Annotated in this window: 18 protein-coding genes; 9 read left to right on the top strand and 9 right to left on the bottom strand. The window is 38.3% G+C overall.

Annotation, left to right across the window (positions count from 1 at the left end; genetic code table 11):
* Positions 1-127: 127 nt before the first annotated feature.
* The 4 genes from C9J46_RS03220 to uvrY form a co-directional block, all read right to left on the bottom strand.
* Positions 128-502 (bottom strand): hypothetical protein, encoded by a 375-nt coding sequence (locus tag C9J46_RS03220; protein ID WP_107290551.1) that lies wholly within the window; start codon positions 500-502, stop codon positions 128-130.
* A 125-nt stretch (positions 503-627) separates the two neighbouring features.
* Positions 628-1,185, bottom strand: coding sequence for a CDP-diacylglycerol--glycerol-3-phosphate 3-phosphatidyltransferase (gene pgsA / locus C9J46_RS03215; protein ID WP_005368388.1), 558 nt, complete (start codon positions 1,183-1,185; stop codon positions 628-630).
* A gap of 109 nt (positions 1,186-1,294) precedes the next feature.
* Positions 1,295-3,145 carry an excinuclease ABC subunit UvrC gene (uvrC, locus tag C9J46_RS03210; RefSeq protein WP_107290550.1) on the bottom strand — a complete coding sequence of 617 codons (1,851 nt, stop codon included), beginning with the start codon at positions 3,143-3,145 and terminating at the stop codon, positions 1,295-1,297.
* A complete protein-coding gene (gene uvrY, locus C9J46_RS03205; protein ID WP_005368391.1) occupies positions 3,145-3,789 on the bottom strand; it encodes a UvrY/SirA/GacA family response regulator transcription factor in 645 nt (214 codons plus the stop codon). Before uvrY ends, uvrC begins: the two co-directional genes overlap by 1 nt.
* 908 nt (positions 3,790-4,697) lie before the next feature.
* Here uvrY and C9J46_RS03200 point away from each other — a divergent pair.
* The 3 genes from C9J46_RS03200 to C9J46_RS03190 are packed head-to-tail and all read left to right on the top strand — an operon-like array spanning position 4,698 to position 7,791.
* Positions 4,698-5,249, top strand: coding sequence for an ECF-type riboflavin transporter substrate-binding protein (locus C9J46_RS03200; protein WP_005368393.1), 552 nt, complete (start codon positions 4,698-4,700; stop codon positions 5,247-5,249).
* 2 nt (positions 5,250-5,251) lie between these two features.
* A complete protein-coding gene (locus C9J46_RS03195; protein ID WP_107246028.1) occupies positions 5,252-6,946 on the top strand; it encodes an ABC transporter ATP-binding protein in 1,695 nt (564 codons plus the stop codon).
* A gap of 2 nt (positions 6,947-6,948) precedes the next feature.
* Entirely contained in the window at positions 6,949-7,791 is an 843-nt protein-coding gene (locus C9J46_RS03190; RefSeq protein WP_107246027.1) for an energy-coupling factor transporter transmembrane protein EcfT, read from the top strand.
* An 85-nt stretch (positions 7,792-7,876) separates the two neighbouring features.
* Here C9J46_RS03190 and lgt read toward each other — a convergent pair whose 3' ends face one another.
* A complete protein-coding gene (gene lgt, locus C9J46_RS03185; RefSeq protein WP_107206332.1) occupies positions 7,877-8,677 on the bottom strand; it encodes a prolipoprotein diacylglyceryl transferase in 801 nt (266 codons plus the stop codon).
* 412 nt (positions 8,678-9,089) lie between these two features.
* Here lgt and C9J46_RS03180 point away from each other — a divergent pair, with 412 nt between their 5' ends.
* On the top strand, positions 9,090-9,335 hold the full coding sequence (locus C9J46_RS03180; protein WP_107206331.1) for a hypothetical protein: 246 nt from the start codon (positions 9,090-9,092) through the stop codon (positions 9,333-9,335).
* 52 nt (positions 9,336-9,387) lie between these two features.
* Here C9J46_RS03180 and C9J46_RS03175 read toward each other — a convergent pair whose 3' ends face one another.
* The 3 genes from C9J46_RS03175 to C9J46_RS03165 all read right to left on the bottom strand — a co-directional run bounded on the left by C9J46_RS03175 (position 9,388) and on the right by C9J46_RS03165 (position 11,909).
* The gene (locus tag C9J46_RS03175; RefSeq protein ID WP_107290549.1) at positions 9,388-10,293 is read right to left on the bottom strand and encodes a cation diffusion facilitator family transporter; all 906 of its coding nucleotides are present in this window, start codon (positions 10,291-10,293) and stop codon (positions 9,388-9,390) included.
* A gap of 149 nt (positions 10,294-10,442) precedes the next feature.
* Complete coding sequence (locus C9J46_RS03170; RefSeq protein ID WP_105059980.1) at positions 10,443-10,928, bottom strand: DUF1456 family protein; 486 nt, start codon at positions 10,926-10,928, stop codon at positions 10,443-10,445.
* A gap of 78 nt (positions 10,929-11,006) precedes the next feature.
* Positions 11,007-11,909: a hypothetical protein gene (locus C9J46_RS03165; protein ID WP_233217668.1), complete on the bottom strand. Its 903-nt coding sequence runs from the start codon at positions 11,907-11,909 to the stop codon at positions 11,007-11,009.
* A gap of 187 nt (positions 11,910-12,096) precedes the next feature.
* Here C9J46_RS03165 and C9J46_RS03160 point away from each other — a divergent pair, with 187 nt between their 5' ends.
* From C9J46_RS03160 to budA, 5 genes are all read left to right on the top strand, one after another.
* The gene (locus tag C9J46_RS03160) at positions 12,097-13,290 is read left to right on the top strand and encodes a VWA domain-containing protein (RefSeq protein WP_107290548.1); all 1,194 of its coding nucleotides are present in this window, start codon (positions 12,097-12,099) and stop codon (positions 13,288-13,290) included.
* Complete coding sequence (locus C9J46_RS03155) at positions 13,287-14,753, top strand: lytic transglycosylase F (protein WP_107290547.1); 1,467 nt, start codon at positions 13,287-13,289, stop codon at positions 14,751-14,753. Before C9J46_RS03160 ends, C9J46_RS03155 begins: the two co-directional genes overlap by 4 nt.
* Positions 14,754-15,428: 675 nt before the next feature.
* Positions 15,429-16,619, top strand: a complete 1,191-nt coding sequence (locus C9J46_RS03150; protein ID WP_105059977.1) for a NupC/NupG family nucleoside CNT transporter — start codon at positions 15,429-15,431, stop codon at positions 16,617-16,619.
* Positions 16,620-16,861: 242 nt separating this feature from the next.
* Positions 16,862-18,526: an acetolactate synthase AlsS gene (gene alsS / locus C9J46_RS03145; RefSeq protein ID WP_107206326.1), complete on the top strand. Its 1,665-nt coding sequence runs from the start codon at positions 16,862-16,864 to the stop codon at positions 18,524-18,526.
* A gap of 12 nt (positions 18,527-18,538) precedes the next feature.
* Positions 18,539-19,258, top strand: a complete 720-nt coding sequence (gene budA / locus C9J46_RS03140) for an acetolactate decarboxylase (RefSeq protein WP_107206325.1) — start codon at positions 18,539-18,541, stop codon at positions 19,256-19,258.
* Between the two features lie 232 nt (positions 19,259-19,490).
* Here the strand turns inward: budA and C9J46_RS03135 are convergent, their stop codons facing one another.
* On the bottom strand, positions 19,491-21,170 hold the full coding sequence (locus tag C9J46_RS03135; RefSeq protein ID WP_107290546.1) for an alkaline phosphatase: 1,680 nt from the start codon (positions 21,168-21,170) through the stop codon (positions 19,491-19,493).
* Positions 21,171-21,575 lie beyond the last annotated feature (405 nt).

The following is a 21,575-nucleotide window of genomic DNA, read 5'->3' as shown; positions in this document are numbered from 1 at the left end:
AAAGAGTGATAAATCTGCATGTTGAACATTAATGAGCATTATCTTTTATACACAGGTTAGGATCTAACGCTTGCTTATCAAAAGTAGGAAAATGAGGAGCTTGTAGATACCCCCAAGCAGCAAGTAATTAAAGTAAGAAGGGAATTGATAAGTGCATAGCTGATACTAACCCAGCCAAAAATCCTGTTTTTACTTTCGTTGGTCGATAGACTTTTACGGCTTTAGGTGGAAAGCGCCCTTCACGAATTCCAGCGATAGCTCGCGGTATCAATATCCAACTCATCGTAAAAGCAAATAGTGGCACACCAACCATCACTAAATACCAAAAATAATCAGCGAGATTAAACCCCAACCATTCAAAGCAATGTGGACGAGATAGAACATCGTTAATAATAGGTATCAGCCAGATTGTATGAAGAAAGTAAATGACGCTCCCAACGAATACTCCAGCCAAGATCCGAACCGCTTTTTCTTTCTTTGAGTATTCTTGAGCATATTCCACTGCGCTGATCCCTCATCCTTAATCGTTTGATTTTCACTCAATATAACTAAGAGAGGGGGTATTAACAAATACTCGAGATATAAAAAAGGCCTGATTAATCAGGCCTTTTTCAAAAATAGGACTTACTAGTGATTTTCTGCGTTAAGCAAATCACCTTTGGCTGCTTTTAAATATTGCACCATTGACCAGTACGTTAATACCATTGCAACATACAAAGATACATAACCTAACCATACAACGTATTCATGCGGATGCCATAACAACAATAATAGAGCAAACATCTGAGAGGCAGTCTTCACTTTCCCTACCCAAGAAACGGCAACACTTGCACGTTTACCAATTTCTGCCATCCATTCGCGTAATGCTGAAATAATAATCTCACGACCAATCATAGTGACAGCAGGGATCGTAACCCATACTGAATGATAATGCTCAACCACGAGTACTAAGGCCGTTGCTACCATGAGTTTATCAGCAACAGGATCAATAAAAGCACCAAACCGAGTTGTTTGATTTAATTTACGAGCAAGGTAGCCATCGAACCAATCGGTGACACCCGCAACCCAAAAAATTAACGCTGTTGCAAAAGCAGACCACTCGTACGGCACATAAAAGGCAATAACAAAAAATGGGATAAGCATGAGCCGAACGAAACTTAAGATGTTAGGTATTGATAAACGCATAATATTATTCTTATGTTCAAAATCAGAGTTCAATCTACTTCCCTAGCCTACTCCAAAGTCTGCTTAGGTGCGAATTTATCAGTAAATTAAACCAAAAAAGTGCAGCGAACTAATTATGTTGCAATGCATCGACTATTTTTTCTGCTAAAGCAGGACTAATACCAGGTACTTTAGCAATTTCTTCTTTACTTGCTTTCTTCAGTTCTTGCATACCACCCATATATTTGAGCAACGCTTGACGTCGTTTAGGCCCAATACCTTCTACATCTTCAAGGCTACTACGCTTACGAACTTTTGCACGTTGGGCGCGGTGACCACTAATAGCATGGTTATGGCTTTCATCACGAATATGCTGGATCAAATGCAACGCTGGTGAATCACTTGGCATAGAAAACTCTTCGCCTGTAACAAAGATGAGCGTTTCTAAACCAGGCTTACGTGTCGTACCTTTTGCCACACCGACAAACAAAGGTCGTTTTGGCCAATCAGCAATATACGGCTTCACTACATCATACGCTGTTGATAACTGACCTCTACCGCCATCTATGAAAATTATGTCTGGAATTTTATCTAATTCCATATTTTTGCTGTAACGACGCTCCAAAACTTGTGCCATTGCTGCGTAATCATCACCACCCGTAATACCCGTTATATTATAACGACGATACTCTTGCTTTAATGGCCCTTCCTGATTGAATACAACACATGAGGCAACCGTTTTTTCACCCATAGTATGGCTAATATCAAAACATTCCATACGTGAAATCGGCTTTAAGTTTAAAGCTTGTTGCAGAGCAAAGAAACGCTCTTGTATCGTTAAACGGTGATTAATTTTGCTTGTCAGTGCGGTTTCTGCATTCGTCTTTGCCAATTTTAAATACTGAGCACGAGTTCCTCGTGGATTGTATTTAAAAATGATAGTACGCCCAGCCATTTCCGTTAACGCTTTAGCAATAATTTCACCTTCTTCTCCCAGTGTTTCACTTAATAAAATGACACTCGGGATCACTCGACCTTCAACTTGGTTGAAATAGTATTGAGTAACAAACCCTGAGAGAACTTCTGTTAACGTTGCATCAATTGGCACTTTAGGAAAATAACTGCGACTACCTAAGATCTTACCTTGACGAATATATAAACCATGGATACATGCAAGCCCATTACTGTGCGCAATACCAATGACATCAATATCATCTTCATTGTCTTGGCTTACAAACTGCTGCTCTTGAATACGCCTTAGTGCTTGGATTTGGTCGCGATATCGTGCCGCTTGCTCAAACTCTAACGCTTGGCTTGCTTGCTCCATTTTCTCAACCATAATGCTAATCACTTGGCGATCTTTACCCTGTAAAAATAATCGTACCAATTGCACTTGCTGTTGATAATCATCATCGCTGATCAACCCTTCGACACATGGCCCAGAGCAACGCCCAATTTGATACATCAAACATGGACGACTTCGATTAGCATATACTGAGTCTTCACACTGACGAACCGGAAAGATTTTTTGCATAAGATGCAAGCTTTCGCGTACTGCACCTGCATCAGGATATGGGCCAAAGTATTCACCTTTGCGACGCTTAACACCACGGTGAATCGACAAGCGTGGATGCTTGCTTGCACTTAGAAGAATATAAGGATAAGACTTATCATCACGCAGTAATACATTATATTTAGGTAAATACTGCTTGATATAGTTATGTTCAAGGATAAGTGCTTCAGTTTCAGTATGGGTTACCGTCACATCCACATTGCAGATATTTTTAACTAAAGCACGTGTTTTTTCACCCGCAACATTAGTTCGAAAATAACTAGAGAGACGTTTTTTTAAATCTTTTGCTTTACCGACATAAATAACCACACCAGTAGCGTCATACATACGATAGACGCCTGGCTGGTGTGTTACTGTTTTCAGAAAAGCTTGAGGATCAAAACTTTTTTCGTTTGGAACATCTGACACTATAACGTCTCTGTATCAAGCATTCCATGTCGAATGGCAAGATGCGTTAATTCAACATCACCACTAATATCCAGTTTGTTAAACAAACGATAGCGATAGCTATTAACGGTTTTCGGACTCAAATTTAATTGCTCCGAAATATCTGTTACCTTTTGTCCTTTCGTTATCATCATCATTATCTGAAGTTCGCGCTCAGAAAGCTCTTTAAAAGGATTCTCAGAATTTGAAGCAAATTGGCTTAACGCCATCTGCTGCGCAATTTCAGGTGAAATGTAACGCTGGCCACTATTTACCATTCTTATCGCATTAACCATTTCATCAGGTCCCGCTCCCTTCGTTAAGTAGCCCGCAGCACCGGCTTGCATGACTTTTGTTGGAAATGGGTTTTCGGTATGAATTGTTAAAACAATAATTTTTACATCGGGATTGAATCGTAAAATCTTACGGGTTGCTTCAAGTCCACCAATACCAGGCATATTCATATCCATAAGAATAATGTCGGCATGATTGCTACGGCACCATTTTACGGCTTCCTCACCACTGATGGCTTCTCCTACCACTTTAATACCACGGACATCTTCAAGAAGACGTCTAATCCCTGTGCGAACCAGTTCGTGATCATCTACAAGGAATACATTAATCAAGCTGTATCTCCAATGATTTGGCTCTGCACCCAGCCAGAATGGCAGGATAGCTACTACATAATTCTACCTTAACTTAACACTTCGCCAATTGCTGATTCTGTGTATCAGAGCAAAGTTTAGTATTAAGTTAAAGCTTGACAATAAGTTGTTTTATTACACGCTTCAAAATAAAGTGTGCACATTGATTATTTCCTATTTGGAAAAAAAAATAAAGCGGAAAATATAATATTTCCAATTAGTTATAATTATCAATCAAATAACAGTTTGTTACATCATTTATGATTTATAAAATTTAGAACTAATGCTAATTTCGAAATGACTTTTGCTCTCTCCACTCCATTGAGTGTAATTGATTATGTGATTTTTTTTAACTCGAATAGAAAAATAAGCGCAAAAAAACACCAATAACGAATGTACATCAACCTCTTAAATCTCTATGACTCCAGTTTTTACATCAAGATCCATAACCTATACAAACAACGAACACATTGTAAAAATCGCGTTTTACCTACTCTATAACGTATTGAAACATTGAATAAAATAACAGCAAATACTGACTAAATTTTAGTTTTGAATATTTATTTAAATAAAGTCGTTCATTCTTTAGACGTCTAGATGTAAAGCATTCCCATCGCTTACTTAATAGAGTATTATGTGCGCCGCTTTTGGTTCTACTCTTTTTTCGATATCTCGAACTCAGAAATTAGGCCGACACCGCTCTTGTTTTATAATGGATTATTCGCGTTGAGTGACAACATTTAGCATAACTTGCTATTGATTATCACCAACTTTGGCATGGCTGCTGAACCGGTGACATTTACTTAACCATAAAGCATACGCGAATCCAGTTTTTATATGTGTTGTTCAATATTCGTTGAATAATTATCAAGAGTTTACAAGGTTTAGTTATGAGTCTTTCAGCCAAAACGGTTGTTCTGATTGCTATCGGTGCTGCACTTTACGGCATTGGGGGGTTACCTATGTTTGGTATTCCTGTTTTTGCAAACACAACTTTAAAGCCAGCTATGGCTGTACTGGCACTATTCGCTGTTCTATTTGGCCCATTAGTTGGCTTTCTTGTTGGTTTTATCGGCCACTGGGTAACAGATCTGTTTGCCGGATGGGGAGTTTGGTTCACTTGGGTTTTAGGCTCTGGAATCGTTGGTATGATCATTGGCTTATATCCTAAACTCACCCGCGAACGCTTGGAAAAAGGCCTTTTTTCTAAACTTGATTTCACTCTATTTGTAGTACTCGCATTCTTAGGCAATGTGATTGGTTATGGCTGCTCTGCCTTTTTAGACTCAATTCTCTATGCCGAACCTTTTGCCAAAGTCTTAGCGCAACTTGTCATTATTGCGGCAGGTAACACAACGTTAATTGCCGTTGTGGGACACTTTATTTTGACATCTGTTGCTAAACGTAAACAGCAAAGCTACAACCTCAAAGAGGCATATTAAGCATGGCTATTCAATTTACTGATTTTTCATTTAAATATTGGGCACTTGAAAAGCCAACATTAAAAAATATCAATCTCACCATTAACGCTGGTGAGAAAGTCGTGATTGTTGGCCCTAGTGGTAGTGGTAAATCAACATTGGGACAATGTCTTAATGGTCTCATTCCATATGCAATCAAAGGTGATTGTTCAGGTACACTCACTATTAATCAGCAAGATACTCAAAAAATGGGCCTCGACTACTGTACAAGTATGGTTGGTACAGTATTGCAAGATACTGATGGTCAGTTTGTAGGGTTAAGTGTCGGCGAAGACATTGCTTTTGCGCTCGAAAATCAAATGATCCCACAAAAAGAGATGCACGATATTGTGCAAGCAACGGCTGACATGATTGATTTGAACGCGATTATTGACCACTCTCCATTTGATTTAAGTGGAGGTCAAAAACAGCGTGTATCTTTAGCCGGTGTGATGGTTGATGATGTTGATATCCTGTTATTTGATGAACCTTTAGCAAGCCTTGATCCCAAAACAGGTAAAGCCGCAATAGAGATCATTGATAAGCTGCATAAAGATACAGGCAAAACAGTGATTATCATTGAACACCGTTTAGAGGATGTGCTCCATCGTCCCGTTGATCGCATCATTATGATGAATCGTGGTGAAATTGTTGCAGATATGACGCCTGACGAATTATTAGCAAGTACGGTGCTTGAGCAGCACGGTATACGTGAACCTTTATATATTTCTGCTATTAAAGCGGCGGGTTGTACACTTTCAAAAGACGATCACCCCGCTTATTTCTCTACCCTTTCGCTAGATAAATTTAAGCCACAACTAGAGCAATGGTTTCATCAGGTGGCGCCAGTACAAAAGCCTGAGCTTAGCGAAGTATTATTGAGCGTGAAAAACTTGTCTTACTCCTATGATGGCGTAAAAAACACCCTTAATGATGTTAGCTTTAATGTCCATAAAGGTGAATTTGTTTCGATTATGGGAAAAAATGGTTCGGGCAAGTCAACCATCACCCGTTTAATCATGGGAGTATTGGAGCAAGATAGCGGTACTATTTCGTTAAACGGTAATGATCTCGCCAGTTGTTCTATCTTTGAACGCAGCCATAAAATTGGCGTGGTATTACAAAACCCCAATCATATGATTTCACACCACATGATTTTCGATGAAGTCGCATCTGGGCTTCGTAACCGTGGTGTTGACGAAAATACAGTAAAAAACAAAGTTAATCACATGCTTGAGCTCTGTGGCTTAGGTCGTTACCGTGAATGGCCGATTGATGCACTGAGTTTTGGCCAAAAGAAACGTGTAACTATTGCGACTATGCTTGTGTTAGAGCCTGAACTGTTGATCCTTGACGAGCCAACAGCAGGACAAGACTACCACCACTACACCGCAATGATGGCATTCATTAAAGAGCTTAATGAAAAGCTTGGTATTACCATCATTATTATCTCGCATGATATGCATTTAGTACTGGAATACACACAGCGCGCCATTGTTATTGCTGACAGCCAATTGCTAGCAGATGACAGTGTCTACCGTATATTTAGCCAGCCAACCCTACTTGATAAAGCTAACTTAACAGTGACAAGCCTTTACACTTTAGCTGAGGCTATGGGCATTACACGTATCGACAACTTCATCCGTTGTTTTATTGAGCACGAAGCAAAAACGAAATAATCATGAAAACCAATAAATTCAAATTTGGTATTAGTTATATTAATACCCATTCATGGCTACACTCGCTAAACGGTATTACTAAACTCATTCTCTTTATGGCTTGGGTTACCATGGTATTATTGACGTTCGATCTACGTGTTATTTGTGGATTGATTATTTTAGGTCTGTTCTTACTTAAAGAAACCCAGATACCTTTTAAGGTTTATAAACCGTTACTCATGGGTACAGCTGTCGTTTTACTGATGAACGCATTATTTATGTTCTTGATTGCACCGCAGCAAGGCACCGATTATATGCACAGTAAAACCGTTCTGATCCATCTCTTTGGTCATTACGATATTACGCTTGAAACATTGTTTTACTTGTTAACAGTGACACTAAAATATTTCAGCATGTTCCCGATCGCATTGGTGTTTGTGTTCACCACTCATCCAACAGAGTTTTCAGCAAGTTTAAATAAACTGGGGGTACCTTATCGTGTTGCTTACGCTGTTAGCTTAACCTTACGTTACCTGCCAGAAGTGATGAAAGACTTCACTAATATTATGCATGCTCAACAAGCACGTGGGGTGGATATTTCAAAAAATGCACCAGTGATGACACGTATCCGTAATGTAGCAAAGATTCTTGGCCCATTAATTTTTTCAAGCTTAGATCGTGCAGATGTCATTTCCAATGCAATGACTTTACGAGGTTTTGGTCGCAATAAAAAGCGTACTTGGTATAGCTTAAAACCAATGACTAAAAATGATGTCATTGCTTTAGTCATTATTGTAGCAATACTTGGTTTTGGTATTTTCCACCGCGTTGAATCCACCAGCTTATTTTGGTATCCGTTCCACTGATTACTTTAGCTTTTCAGTATCAGTTAACAGCAACAAAAAAGCCGATCATGAGATCGGCTTTTTGATATCTTCAGTGCAAATCGTTTTAACTTTGTGATTCTCGCGCTAATCGACGCGCTTTTTGACCTCGAATCACCAAGATAATACCAGCAATAATAAATGGAATACTTAACAGTTGACCTGTATTAAGCACAATATCTGTAGAATAGTCAGCCTGATGGACTTTAATAAATTCTAATAAGAAACGTACTGTCATCACTAATACTAAGAACCAACCTAACAGTAGCCCCTTATACTTACCAATATCTGTTTTACGATAAAGCGCAAACAATAAAACAAAAATGGCTAAGTAAGAAAACCCTTCATACAACATAACAGGGTGACGCGGGATCATATCAACCCGTTCAAAAATAACAGCCCATGGAAGATTACTCGGTGTACCAAGAATTTCTGAATTAAAGAAATTACCCGTACGAACAAAGAAGCCGAACAATGCTGTCGCGATAGCTAAACGATCAAGTAACCACATGAAGTTAATTTTGTAGCGCTTAGTATAGAAGTAGACGGCTAGAATAACACCTAAACCACCACCGTGACTTGCTAACCCACCGTTCCATACCGCAATAATCTGGCCAGGGTTCGCCCAGTAATAGTCTGGATCGTAGAACACTACATGAAATAAACGCGCGCCAACAATAATACCAACGACGGCGTACATTAATAATGAATCTAAACTTTCTACCGGCTTATCTTCACGTTCATACACTGACTTCATAACTTGGAAACCAGCAGTAATTGCTAACGCAAATAACACACCATACCAATGAATCTTCAAGCCGAAGATTGACACCATAACGGGGTTTACATCCCAAACAAAATGTTCCAACGAGATTACCTTCTCAGTAATATAGTGTCCAAACAAGATGGACGACTTACAATAAGCACAGGTTATCAAGAAAAATCACTATGGTGAATAAACGTTAGCTTAATTTAAGTAAATTTAATCCTATCCGTCAGTTCATAACTATCTTTATGTCTGTTTAAAGCGAGATAGATAAACAAATTCGGCCTTTTTCTTACTCTTATAAAATGCATTGTCTGTCCGTGTCATTAATATTTCATCGTCATCATCATCGTGAGAAATAGCCGCACCAATAAAAAATGGTTATGCCGTTAACTCGTTAATTAAATTAATAATTATTGCGGCCACTCTTTTTCTAAATATAAACAACACATGAATATATCTGCTATAACTTATTAAGCGGCTCTTTTTATTACCATAAAAACAAGGACTGGTTATGATGAAGATTTTCGTTATCAGCTTATTTTTCTCATCCGCCTTACATGCTGCACCTTCATTACATCACCTCGATTACTCAATTGATTTCCATAATAAATACGGCACTGATGGCCTACTTATTTCAAGCCCGAACATTCAATTTATTTACAAAGAAATCGATAGACATTGCTATAAAATTGTCAGAGATCGTAGTGCTAGAATTTATTGGTCACAAGCTAATAATAAAAAGTGCTTATTGAAGTAGAGCTGCCTAAAATGCTTTAACTAAAAAACGTTTAAATCTTTAATCTAATAAACTACTGCTGTATACCGCAATGTTGATGCTTACTATCACATGCGTAAGATGATGCCTCAATTTGTACTGTCACATGTTCAATTTCAAAGTGATCATGAACATAATGTTTAATTTCATCAGGTAAACCTTGCCCCTCAACATACTCATCAACAACAAGGTGAACTGTCATGGCATTTTCAGTAGTACTCAGCGGCCAAACATGTAAATCATGGAAAGTATTAACATGCGGCAACTCTGCTAAATAGGTTTTTAATGCTGATATATCAACGTTGTTCGGCACCGCATCTAATGAATAATTGATTGAGTCTTTTAATAAGCTCCACGTACCGATTAAAATTATCACGACAATCGCTAAGCTCATCGCAGGATCTAACCAATCCCACCCAGTAATATTTATAATCAAAGCGGTAATAATCACACCAAGAGAGACTGCGGCATCACCCGCCATATGAAGGAAAGCCCCTTTCATATTTAAATCATGCTTTTGTCCTTTGGCAAATAACATCGCTGTCGCAGCATTGATGATCACACCAATAAAAGCCACCACCATCACCGTGGTACCAGCCACTGGACGGGGGTCAGAAAATCGTAGAACCGCTTCCCATGCAATTGCTCCAAGCGCAAACAATAATAATAACGCACTTGTTAATGAAGCTAATATTGTCACTTTACGGAACCCATAGGTTCGCTGCTCAGTTGCCGCTTTTTTTGCTAATGCAAAAGCTCCCCATGCCAAGACCAAAGTAACAACATCGCTAAGGTTATGCCCTGCATCGGCTAGTAATGCTAAAGAATCAGTAATAAAACCATAAGTCGCTTCTACAATGACATAAAGAAGGTTTAGTACAATCCCTATTGCAAAGGCGGAGTTGTAATTTGAAACATGGTGTTCATGTGAATGCGCCATTGGCCGTTTTCCATAAATTTAATTTCTATTAATTTTACTCTTTCTAATAAAAATCACATGCAACCTGATATTACAGATGTAAAAAAAGCAGCCAACGCTGCTTTTTATCACTTTCGATTTATTGTGTGATATCTATAAAAACAACACGATTATTCGGCTTCAACCGTCGCAGATTCATCACCACGAAGGTTGATCTGTAATGCTTGTAAAAAGTTACGTAGTACCTGATCTTTACACTCACGGTAGTGTTTATGATCAAGCTTACGGAAAAACGCACTTAATTCATGCTTACTTAAACGGAAATCCACCAGCTTAAACAAATCTAATACATCATCTGCTTTTAGATTTAAGGCAATTTGCAGCTTACGGAAAATAATATTATTCGTTAGCTTTTGCTCTGGTACTGGTTGTGGACCTTCTTTCTTGCCACGCTTTTGATTGATAAAGCCGTTAAGAAACGTTGCAAATTCTTCATCTGAACAGCTTTTGTAATCGTCATTGTCTTCTGGCTTTAACCAGTTACATACTTGCTCACGAGTTACAGTTGCATCTGCTTGTGCAAAGATTTCAATTAGTTGGCTATCATTTAAATCAAAGATGTAGCGTACACGGCGTAAAATATCGTTATTAGTCACAGTTTTTCCAGTTTAGTAGGCTGCCCCTTCATGGGGATCACAGCTAAGTTTTGGCAGATACTAGCAGATGTTGCAGGGTTATTCACTTGCATTGATCAAAGATGACACATCTACCGTTGCTATCATTGCTTTAGTTAATGGGTTCTTCTCACTGGTAATTAAGAGTTTATTATCCTTATACCAATGTACAGCTTCCCACTGTGAATAAATTCTTAAACGCTTATATTTAGCCGTTGACCAATCCAATTGATTGTTTTTCACTTTGACTAACCAAATAAAGGAATAACCTAAAAAGATGTCTTTACGATAGCCTAATAACGCAAGTGTTGAGGTCTTGGCGTTATAATCAGCACTGGTAATGAGTCCTTCTGTTAAATAATCCCCAACCGGTGAGACCGTCTGGCTAGATTGAGTCGTACTGAGTCGGTATAGCTTGGTATGCTCATTTTGCCAGTTTTTGCTAAATAGCCATAATTGATCACCCACAACTGTTATCGCTTCACTATCGAAATTATGTTGATACGTTTTACCCGGTTTAAAATCTTTAAAACGGTATCGAATAGTTGAAACAGGCGTGACTGACGAGCCTTTTTCAAGCGAGGCGAGTGGTACTTTATAAATCACACCTCCATCACGGCGTGTTGAGTTATTTCCTGTATCACCAATGTATAAATAGCGTTTACTCTGCGCTAAATCTTCCCAATCATAATTTTTACTGCGTTTAACCGTCACCGTTTTTGTGACTGTTTGAAAATTAGAAGACAGTTGATAAATCTGATTTCGGCTGCCGCTGTCATTATGTGACCATACATGCCCATTAATAATCGCCAAACCTGATGATTCATTTAAAACTTCAGGCAAATTTGCCAGCACATCAACGTCTAAAGGCTTACGTACTGAATACGTAGACGCTGAACTACAACCTGATAAACCGAGTAACACTACCATCAGATAGATGTTTTTTTTAAATATATCCGCCACTGACACTAACCTATTAAATTTAAAATGCGTGATGACTTAGCATGTTTTTATTACCATTAGCTTGTTATTGGAAACCACAAATATTGCCTCAAACTCGGCACAAATAGCACTTACCAACCATACTTAGAGAATTAGTTTTTAGTGTACGCTGACATTTAGCACTTAATATATTGATATGCGAGATATTATGCTGATACGACTATTAATGCTCAGTTTTCTTCTGGTGGTCTCTATTCCTACCTACAGTAGCAGTGATAAAAAGCCACCAGCACTCGTATTGCCTGAGATTTTACAACCAGAACAAACAAATAATAATAACACGTCCATACCTTTTACTCGTACAGGCCCCACAATTCAAGTCGCGATCTTACTCGATGCTAGTGGCTCTATGGGGGGATTAATTAATCAGGCAAGAGAGCAGATCTGGTCAATCATTAATGCCATCGCAACAGCCAATAAACATGATCGCCCTGTTACTTTACAAGTTGCATTGTTTGAATATGGTGTTGAACATCAATCAAAATATGGTGGTTATTTACGTTTACTCTCACCACTCACCTCAGATCTTGACCAATTTTCAGAAGCACTATTTGCAATAAAGATTGGAGGGAGTAAAGAATATGCGCCACAAGTAATTCAAGAGGCAACAAACCGTTTACAGTGGAGCCCCCATCAAGACGATCTTCGTTTAATCATCATTGCAGGTAATGAAGAGTTTCAACAAGGTGATATTCCGATTAGCCATGCTATTCCTCTAGCAGTCAGTAAAGATATCATCATCAACACCTTATATTGCGGCCCCCATTTAAAAGGACGTAAATTACAGTGGGCAACACCTGCACTGCTGAGCCATGGCAAATATTTGAATATCGACCATAAGAAGAAAGCCCCCCATATTGAGACCCCTTACGACGATGATATCATCCAACTGGGCCGTAAAATTAATGACACTTACATCGGTTATGGTACAAAAGGGGCAAGTAAGAAAAGCCAGCAAATCGCTCAAGATATGAATGCATCAAGCCTTTCTAAATCTAGTAGCACAGAGCGCAGTATTGCCAAAGCAGGAAAGCAGTATAAAACACAAGATTGGGATTTGATTTCGCTTGCCCAACAAAATTTAGAACAAGGTTTAGCGTTCGCGAAAAAAGATCAACAGCACTATCATGGATTAAATGACCAACAAATCACCGAAAAGCTTAAACAACAAATCGCACAAAGAGTACAGCTGCAACAACAGATATCAACGTTAGAGCAAAAACGAAAACACTTCATAAAACAATCGAAAAATGAGAACACAAAGGCTAAGGATGATTTGGGAAATGCGATTATTTTAACCATACAGGATCAAGCTAAATCAAAAGGCTTTAGTTTTCTATGAACAACCAACTAAAAAGGCTGTTATTACCTTTATGGGTATATCTGGCTTTATTCCTTACTTCTAGTACAGCTTTAGGCTTAGCACTGTCCCCGCTCACAGGCCCAACTTACACTGGCGATCTTAGCGTCCTTGAAAAAAAAAGGGTGCTAAGAGTATTAGTTTCGGCTGACTTAGGTTTTTACTATATTGAAGATGGTCTTCCAAAAGGCATTATCGCTGAATTACTTCACCACTTTGAGTTAGATATTCATAAAACTTATCCAAAACTCAATATTCAAGTGATCCCTGTACATCGAGATCAACTCATCAAATTCTTAATTACTGGATATGGTGATCTTGCCGTCGCTAATTTAACCATTACTGAACAGCGCAAAAAGCAAGTCGCCTTTAGTGAGCCTGTACTTACCAATATTTCAGAAGTTATTATTAATAATATTGATTCACCTGAAATTACAAAAATAGAGCAACTCAGCGATCAAGATATCTGGGTAAGAAAAAGTTCGAGCTACTATCAAAGCCTACTTGAAGTCAATAATCGTCTATTACTCCAACGCCTAGCGCCAATGAAGATCCATTTTTTAGAAGAAACACTGCAAGATTATGAGTTGTTGGAAATGGTTAATCTCGGGTTGATGAATATGACCGTTTTAGATGATCATAAGATGAAAATATGGAACAAGATATTACCAAAATTACGCATGAATTCTGCTTTCGTTTTAAGGAAAAACGGTGAAATAGCCTGGGCAATGAGAAAAGATAGCCCTAAATTAATGAAATTAGTTAATAGGTATATTGAACAAATAAAATCAGGGTCATTATTAGGAAATGTTATTTATAACAAGTATTTAAATAATCAAGGCTGGATAACAAACCTATTGAACCATAGTAATATGGATAAAATGGAAAAACTTTCTGATCTGTTTTTTAAATATTCTACGGAATATGATTTTGATTATTTAATGATGATGGCTCAGGGTTTCCAAGAATCAGGGCTTAATCAGCATAAAGTCTCCAATAAAGGTGCCGTTGGCATCATGCAAGTACTACCAAGTACAGCAAGAGATCGATATATAAATATTCCTAACATTTATATAGCAAGTAATAATGTTCATGCGGGTATAAAGTATATGCGCTATATCCAAAATAATTACTTAGATGATAGCAGTCTAACCTATGATAATAGAATGTATATGACACTCGCCTCTTATAATGCAGGACCTGGCAATATTAGAAAAATGCGACGTTATGCAAAGGAAAAAGGCTATAACCCTGATATATGGTTTAATAATGTTGAAATTATTACCAGGAGATATATAGGCAAACAACCTGTTGTCTACGTTACAAATATAAATCGTTATTACATTGTCTATAAACAATTAATGCGTTTAAAAAAATACCGCCAGAAAGGTGTCCGACCTTTTGTTCCACCTTACCGGTTTAATGTCCCTACCATTCTTGAATAAGTATACTTACTTACGTTGAGTCGCCTTTCGTTTAGACGATCAACGTAAGTTAGCCATACATGCATTATTTAGCCTTTAAGCTTTTATTCAATCTTGTTTCATTACGCTGATCGTGTCGATGGAAGTACCATAGCTTACGATTTTTAGAGGATTTTTTCATCGTTTCTATTCCACTAAATTATCACGAATATAATATTTCATTTTGTAAGACAAATGAATATTAAGTGCAGCATTGAATCATATTTAAAAAATTCTGAAATTTATTTATCTAAAATATTATTTTCCATATTTATTAAACATAATAAAAAATAACATTTGATATACACAGAGACTACAATTGCCTATTTAATCATCGTGTTTTTACCGATTGGACTACTGCGATATTCCAAAACCACTAAAAAGTATTTTTCAATCATATTACAGGTGAGATTCAGTTCACAGTTATGCTCATTTGGCATGTTGATGATACAGTTATATGAGCGTATAACGACAACCCAGTAATGACAGGGCTCTTTCGAACTGCAATCGTTTGCCGCAATCGTAATTCATCTAAGCACGTAATAGTGACAGAAAATTACGCGACCCAAAAGTGAGACTTAAGTCACTTTTAGAGAGAAAGAAATATTTAAACATAAGTATATATCTTGATAAGAATCACACTGAGAGCAACCAAACATGGTCTATCTACATTTCGTTTTAGGGTTAATCGTTATCGCAGCCCTAGCACTTGTTGCAAGTAATAACCGTAAAAACATCAAGTACAGATATATTATTCAGCTACTGCTTATTGAAATGGGATTAGCCTACTTTTTGCTTAACTCCTCAATGGGTACAGGGATCGTTAAAGAGTTTGCTGATGGATTTAATGGATTACTCAATTTTGCCGCAGAAGGGACAAATTTCGTCTTTGGTAACCTATCTAACAATGATGGCTTTAACTTCTTCTTAAGTGTTCTAATGCCAATCGTATTCATTTCAGCACTGATTGGTATTCTTCAGCACATCAAAGTTTTGCCATATGTCATAAAAGGCCTTGGATATTTATTATCAAAAGTTAATGGCATGGGTAAACTTGAATCCTTTAACGCTATTAGTGCCTTAATGGTCGGTCAATCTGAAAACTTCATCACCTATAAAGATATTCTCGGTAGAATGTCTGAGCGTCGCATGTACACGTTAGCGGCAACAGCCATGTCAACCGTATCGATGTCTATTGTCGGTTCTTACATGAAGCTAATCGATCCTAAATACGTCGTGGCTGCCTTGTTTCTAAACATGTTTAGTACCTTCATTATTCTCTCTATCATTAACCCATATGACCACGAAGCAGAGATGAATATTGATGAGATGATGGCGGCTGAAAGTGGTGAGAAACTGACGTTCTTTGAAATGTTAGGAGAATATATTCTTACTGGTTTTAAAGTCGCGGTTATTGTAGCGGCAATGCTGATTGGTTTTATCGCGCTAATTTCAATGATTAATGCCGGCTTTGATGCTGCATTCGGTATTAGCTTCCAAGATGTTATTGGCTACGCTTTCTATCCATTTGCATGGATCATGGGTATCCCTGCTCATGAAGCCCTACAAGCAGGTAGTATCATGGCAACCAAGCTTGTTGCTAACGAATTTGTAGCAATGCTGTCATTACAAAAACAAGTAAGTGAATTAACACCGCACACCGTAGGTATTGTTTCTATCTTCCTTGTGTCATTCGCTAACTTTAGCTCTATCGGTATTATTGCTGGTGCTGTAAAAGGGGTGAACGAAGAAAAAGGTAATATGGTGGCACGTTTTGGTTTACGTTTGCTTTACGGTTCAACGCTCGTTAGTTTTCTATCAGCGTTAATTGCAGGCATCATGATTTAATCGTTGTCATTGCCATTCCTCCCTTAAAATGCCGGTCTTTTCTAATATGAAGGCTGGCATTTTTATTACATCGTAAATTCCCCCTCCCCTTATTTATCTGTAAATTGAGAATTTAACTTTCATTTTCAGTTATTTGATTTGTATGATGAATGTATAGAATTGTGCCACTCATCACATAAAATTCGAATTCACGAACAATGTCCTGAGCCTATTAACTTAATAAATATAATTTTGAGGCTTATATGTCGGATAAAACCGTCTCTGGTGCTGAACTGGTTGTTGAAACTTTAAATGCACATAACATTCCACACATTTTTGGTATTCCAGGTGCAAAGGTGGATGCTGTTTTCGATGCTGTTTGTGATAACGGACCTGAAATCATTATTTGTCATCATGAACAAAATGCAGCGTTTATGGCAGCAGCAACAGGGCGTTTAACGGGTAAAGCAGGCATTTGTTTAGCGACCTCTGGCCCGGGCGCATCAAACCTTGTCACAGGCGTTGCAACAGCGAACAGTGAAGGTGATCCTGTGGTTGCACTTGCAGGTGCTGTACCGCTTTCGATGTATTCTCACAATACTCACCAATCCATGGATACCCGTTCACTGTTTACTCCTATCACCAAATTTTCAGCAGAAGTGATGGATAGCGGCTCGGTATCTGATGTTGTACATAAAGCTTTTCGTATTGCAGAGCAACCTACCCAAGGTGCTAGCTTTGTTAGTCTACCGCAAGATATTCTAACTAATCGTATTCCTTACCAACCAGTACAACAGCCTAATCCAATTTTGTTCGGTGGTGCACACCCGCAAGCTATTCGTCAGGCTGCTGATCGCATTAATGCTGCAAAAAATCCGGTGTTATTACTGGGTATGGATGCAAGCCAGCCTTTTGTTACTGATGCCATTCGCCAACTACTCAAACAAACACCAATTGCCGTTGTGAATACGTTTGCCGCAGCTGGGGTTATTTCTCATGATTTATACAACTGCTTTTTAGGTCGAGTGGGCTTATTTAAAAACCAACCCGGTGATATTGCGTTAAACAGCGCAGACTTAATCATCACCATTGGTTATAGCCCCATTGAATACGATCCGATTCTTTGGAATAAAGATGCAAATACCCCAATTATTCATATTGGTTATCAACAAGCAGATTTAGAAATTAGCTATAACCCTGTTTGTGAAGTTGTGGGTGACTTAGCGGTGTCTGTTACGTCTATTGCTTCTGAATTAGATAAGAGAGAATCCTTAGAAAGTAACCAACAAATCCAATTATTACGCCACGATTTACAACATATTATGCAAATGGGGATAAATAAAACCTCATCAAACGGCGTTCACCCACTTCGTTTTGTTCATGATTTACGTCGCTTTGTCAGTGACGACACCACTGTATGTTGTGATGTAGGCTCTATCTATATTTGGATGGCACGTTACTTCCACAGCTTTGAACCTCGTCGTTTATTGTTCAGTAATGGTCAACAAACATTGGGCGTCGCTTTACCTTGGGCAATTGCAGCTTCCCTTCTTCACCCTAATGAAAAAGTCATTTCCATGTCTGGTGATGGTGGCTTCCTATTCTCATCAATGGAATTAGCCACGGCCGTGCGTCATAAATGTAATATCGTTCACTTTGTTTGGACTGATCACAGTTATGACATGGTTAAGATTCAACAGCTTAAAAAGTATGGTCGAGAGAGTGCTGTCAGCTTTATAGGTCCTGATATTGTTAAGTATGCAGAAAGTTTCGGCGCACATGGTTTAGCGATCAATACTGCCGATGATATTGAGCCTGTTATGCGAAAAGCTATGAGCTTAAGTGGCCCAGTATTGGTTAACGTCAATGTTGATTATAGCGATAACAGTCGCCTACTTGATCAACTTCATCCATGCCAACAAGATTAATAGGAGCATCACATGAGTGCCGAAACACATAACAAAACGTTCTACCAAACCTCAATGATGAGTGCATTAATTGCAGGCTTATATCAAGGTGATTTCACAATTGGTCAGTTATTAGATCATGGTAACTTTGGCATTGGTACCTTTAACGATCTTGACGGTGAAATGATTGTAATGGGTGATGACGTTTACCAACTTACAAGCACAGGCGATGTTCATCTTGTTGATCACGATATCACCACACCATTTGCTTCGGTTGTTAACTTTGAGCCAAAAGCAAAACTGAGTTTAATTGAACTAAGTAAAAAAGAATTTGAAACGTGCTTAGAGCAAGATCTACTCGCTCACAACGCGATTAATGCCATCCGTTTAACAGGTAAGTTCTCGTATGTTAAAACACGTACAGTGCCGGCTCAGCACCGTCCATATCCACCTATGGTTGAAGTTGTTAAACATCAACCTATTGCTGAAATGACGCATGTTTCAGGTGTGATGATTGGTTTTAAAATACCAGACTATATGATTGGTATTAATGTGCCGGGGTTCCACTTTCACTTTATTAGTGATGATCGTACTCAAGGTGGTCATGTGAGTGACTTTATTCTCACAGAAGGTAATGTTGAAGTTGAAATATTTAAAGATTTCCACCTTCGTATGCCCGCCTCACAAGAATTTGATCGCGCAGATCTTCACCCTGAAGATCTGCAAACTGCGATCCATGTAACTGAGAAATAAATATTGAAAAGATTAGGCATTTCTTAATGACAAAAGGAGCGTTTATTAACGCTCCTTTTCTTTTATCTGCTACTTTTCGTACCACCTAAGATCACTCAGATCGAATACCAGTTTGTGTAGGATCACTCGGTAATGAAACGGTAATTTCTTTCTTATTAATAGCAAATAAAAATCCTAACTCATTCACCAAACGGCAATTCATCAGGTTATTCATTGTTAATTATAAATAGGTTTAGCTGACCATTAATCCATTTTGGGTCACCAGCTTCTGAGTTTCTACTTGGTACTCTTTCTCTTTTACCGTCGAAACAAAGTGCCACGTTGAAAACACTTGCTGATGATCAAGATCTAAACGAATAAAACCACGTTGTTTTAAATTAACCCATTGAAGATCTGAAACTAATTGAGGTAGGATAAATTCCATCTGCCCAATAGTTTGTAAATCTAACCCTAAATATTTTTCTAATCCGGGAGAGGTCACCGAGCTTGTTGCAAACTCAATCCCCACCCCATTTCCTTTATGATCACTTAATTCACTACACCAAGCATTGTGGCTATCGCCTGCTAGCGTGATAAGTTGTTTATTTAACGTTGTCGTCATGCCGTATAACCATTCACGCTCCATATAAAACCCGTCCCAAGCATCTAAATTATATGGAAGTAAATATGGGTCTGAACTTGGATCAGCTAAATAGGTATTAATTGCATTCTGTACCGCGATCATCGCAGCTGACTTGTTTGCATCACTTGCCTGAAATAATTGAAACAGCCCCATCATGACACTACTTGGCATTTCAATCTTACCCATTAACACTTGTTGGCCTAACAATGACCATTTTGCCGTATTCGTTGTCATACGCTCACTGAGCCATTGCTTTTGATCATTGCCGAGTAACTTGCGTTCAGGAGCGCGTGCCTGTTGAATTAACCCAGAGATAGATTCAATCGATGTATCAGCCAGTGAAAAGTAGTCAAGCGGTTCATCACGCGCGACAACGCGGGTATCTAACATATATAAGTCAAACAAATCACCAAAGCTAAAGTCTCGATAGGTGATCATAGAAGAAACAGGATTTTCTCTAACGGGTAACCATTCTAGCCAAGCTAGAGCAGCTGCAGCTCGACGTTGAGCAAAGTCACCTTCTTGCTGTTGATGATTCTCAGCACCTTCTCGCCATGTATCATTGGCTATTTCATGATCATCCCAAATAGCGATCATTGGTAATGCCGCATGTAACGCTTGAAGATCACTGTCGCTACGGTATTGCGCATAACGTTTGCGATAATCATCTAAAGTAAGGCATTCAGACTCTTTACTTGGAATGCGATTTAAACGTTGTGCATCTTCAGTGGCATACTGCCCAGCCCCATATTCATAAATATAATCGCCTAAATGTAGTACTGCATTGATAGGTGACATTTGGTGCTGCTTAACTATTTCTCGATACACATTAAAGTAACCAGCAGGAAAATTAGAACATGACACGACAGCAATAGACGCTTTATCTAATTCACCTTCTGCTAAAGTTTGAGTCTGCCCTATAGGACTTAACGTATCATTGGCTTCAAAACGATAATAATAATGTTGATTAGGTTGTAGACCGTTAACATCTACCTTTACTGTAAAATCTTTTACGCTATCGGTCGTCACCTCGCCTGACGCAACAATCTGCATAAATTTCTCATCAGTCGCAACTTGCCATTGAACGTCAATTGAGCGTGCTTCTGTCGTAATACGCGTCCAAATAATAACGGCATGTTGTAAAGGATCACCACTCGCAACGCCGTGATTAAAGCCAACCTTAATTTTCGATTTTTGTAGCTGTTGATCATTACTATTACATCCTGTAAGCGAAGTAACCATCGCTGCTGATGATAGCGCTTTTACAAATCCTCGACGTGATAACGACATACCTATTCCTTTAAATATAATAACTGGTCAAACCAGAAGGAATATCGCATGTCTTTATGACGTTTTTATTTGAGTGGGATGTAATTTTTATTAACAAAACACTCAAAATGTGTAAAACAGCAACAAAAGATACCATTAAGGCATCTCATTATTACCTGTCAGTAAAAGTAATTTGACGTTTATAATCATTGTTATCTTATCTGAAATAAATATAATACCTTCCATCGAAGAAAATTACGGTTTTGAAAAAAAATCCTGCTTTAGCTCACAAAACTTGAATTTTGGTGAATTTCATTGTCTTATATCAAAGAAATTGATCTTATAAATGATAGAGCATGCCATTCCATATAGGCATACTCACAAAAAATAGAGTAGCAACGGATTAGCTCATTAATTTAATGATGG

Origin of the sequence: Photobacterium sp. GB-36, from assembly GCF_003026135.1 — a bacterium.
Lineage (GTDB): Bacteria > Pseudomonadota > Gammaproteobacteria > Enterobacterales > Vibrionaceae > Photobacterium.
Note: the sequence above shows the minus strand (reverse complement) of the source record. Positions and strands in the feature narration are given on the sequence as shown.

What these genes read in the sequence shown, in the direction of transcription:
- pgsA (WP_005368388.1), bottom strand. Translation starts at nt 1,185, where the DNA reads ATGCGTTTATCAATACCTAACATCTTAAGTTTCGTTCGGCTCATGCTT.
- C9J46_RS03200 (WP_005368393.1), top strand. Translation starts at nt 4,698, where the DNA reads ATGAGTCTTTCAGCCAAAACGGTTGTTCTGATTGCTATCGGTGCTGCA.
- C9J46_RS03195 (WP_107246028.1), top strand. Translation starts at nt 5,252, where the DNA reads ATGGCTATTCAATTTACTGATTTTTCATTTAAATATTGGGCACTTGAA.
- C9J46_RS03190 (WP_107246027.1), top strand. Translation starts at nt 6,949, where the DNA reads ATGAAAACCAATAAATTCAAATTTGGTATTAGTTATATTAATACCCAT.
- C9J46_RS03180 (WP_107206331.1), top strand. Translation starts at nt 9,090, where the DNA reads ATGATGAAGATTTTCGTTATCAGCTTATTTTTCTCATCCGCCTTACAT.
- C9J46_RS03175 (WP_107290549.1), bottom strand. Translation starts at nt 10,293, where the DNA reads ATGGCGCATTCACATGAACACCATGTTTCAAATTACAACTCCGCCTTT.
- C9J46_RS03160 (WP_107290548.1), top strand. Translation starts at nt 12,097, where the DNA reads ATGCTGATACGACTATTAATGCTCAGTTTTCTTCTGGTGGTCTCTATT.
- C9J46_RS03155 (WP_107290547.1), top strand. Translation starts at nt 13,287, where the DNA reads ATGAACAACCAACTAAAAAGGCTGTTATTACCTTTATGGGTATATCTG.
- C9J46_RS03150 (WP_105059977.1), top strand. Translation starts at nt 15,429, where the DNA reads ATGGTCTATCTACATTTCGTTTTAGGGTTAATCGTTATCGCAGCCCTA.
- alsS (WP_107206326.1), top strand. Translation starts at nt 16,862, where the DNA reads ATGTCGGATAAAACCGTCTCTGGTGCTGAACTGGTTGTTGAAACTTTA.
- budA (WP_107206325.1), top strand. Translation starts at nt 18,539, where the DNA reads ATGAGTGCCGAAACACATAACAAAACGTTCTACCAAACCTCAATGATG.
- C9J46_RS03135 (WP_107290546.1), bottom strand. Translation starts at nt 21,170, where the DNA reads ATGTCGTTATCACGTCGAGGATTTGTAAAAGCGCTATCATCAGCAGCG.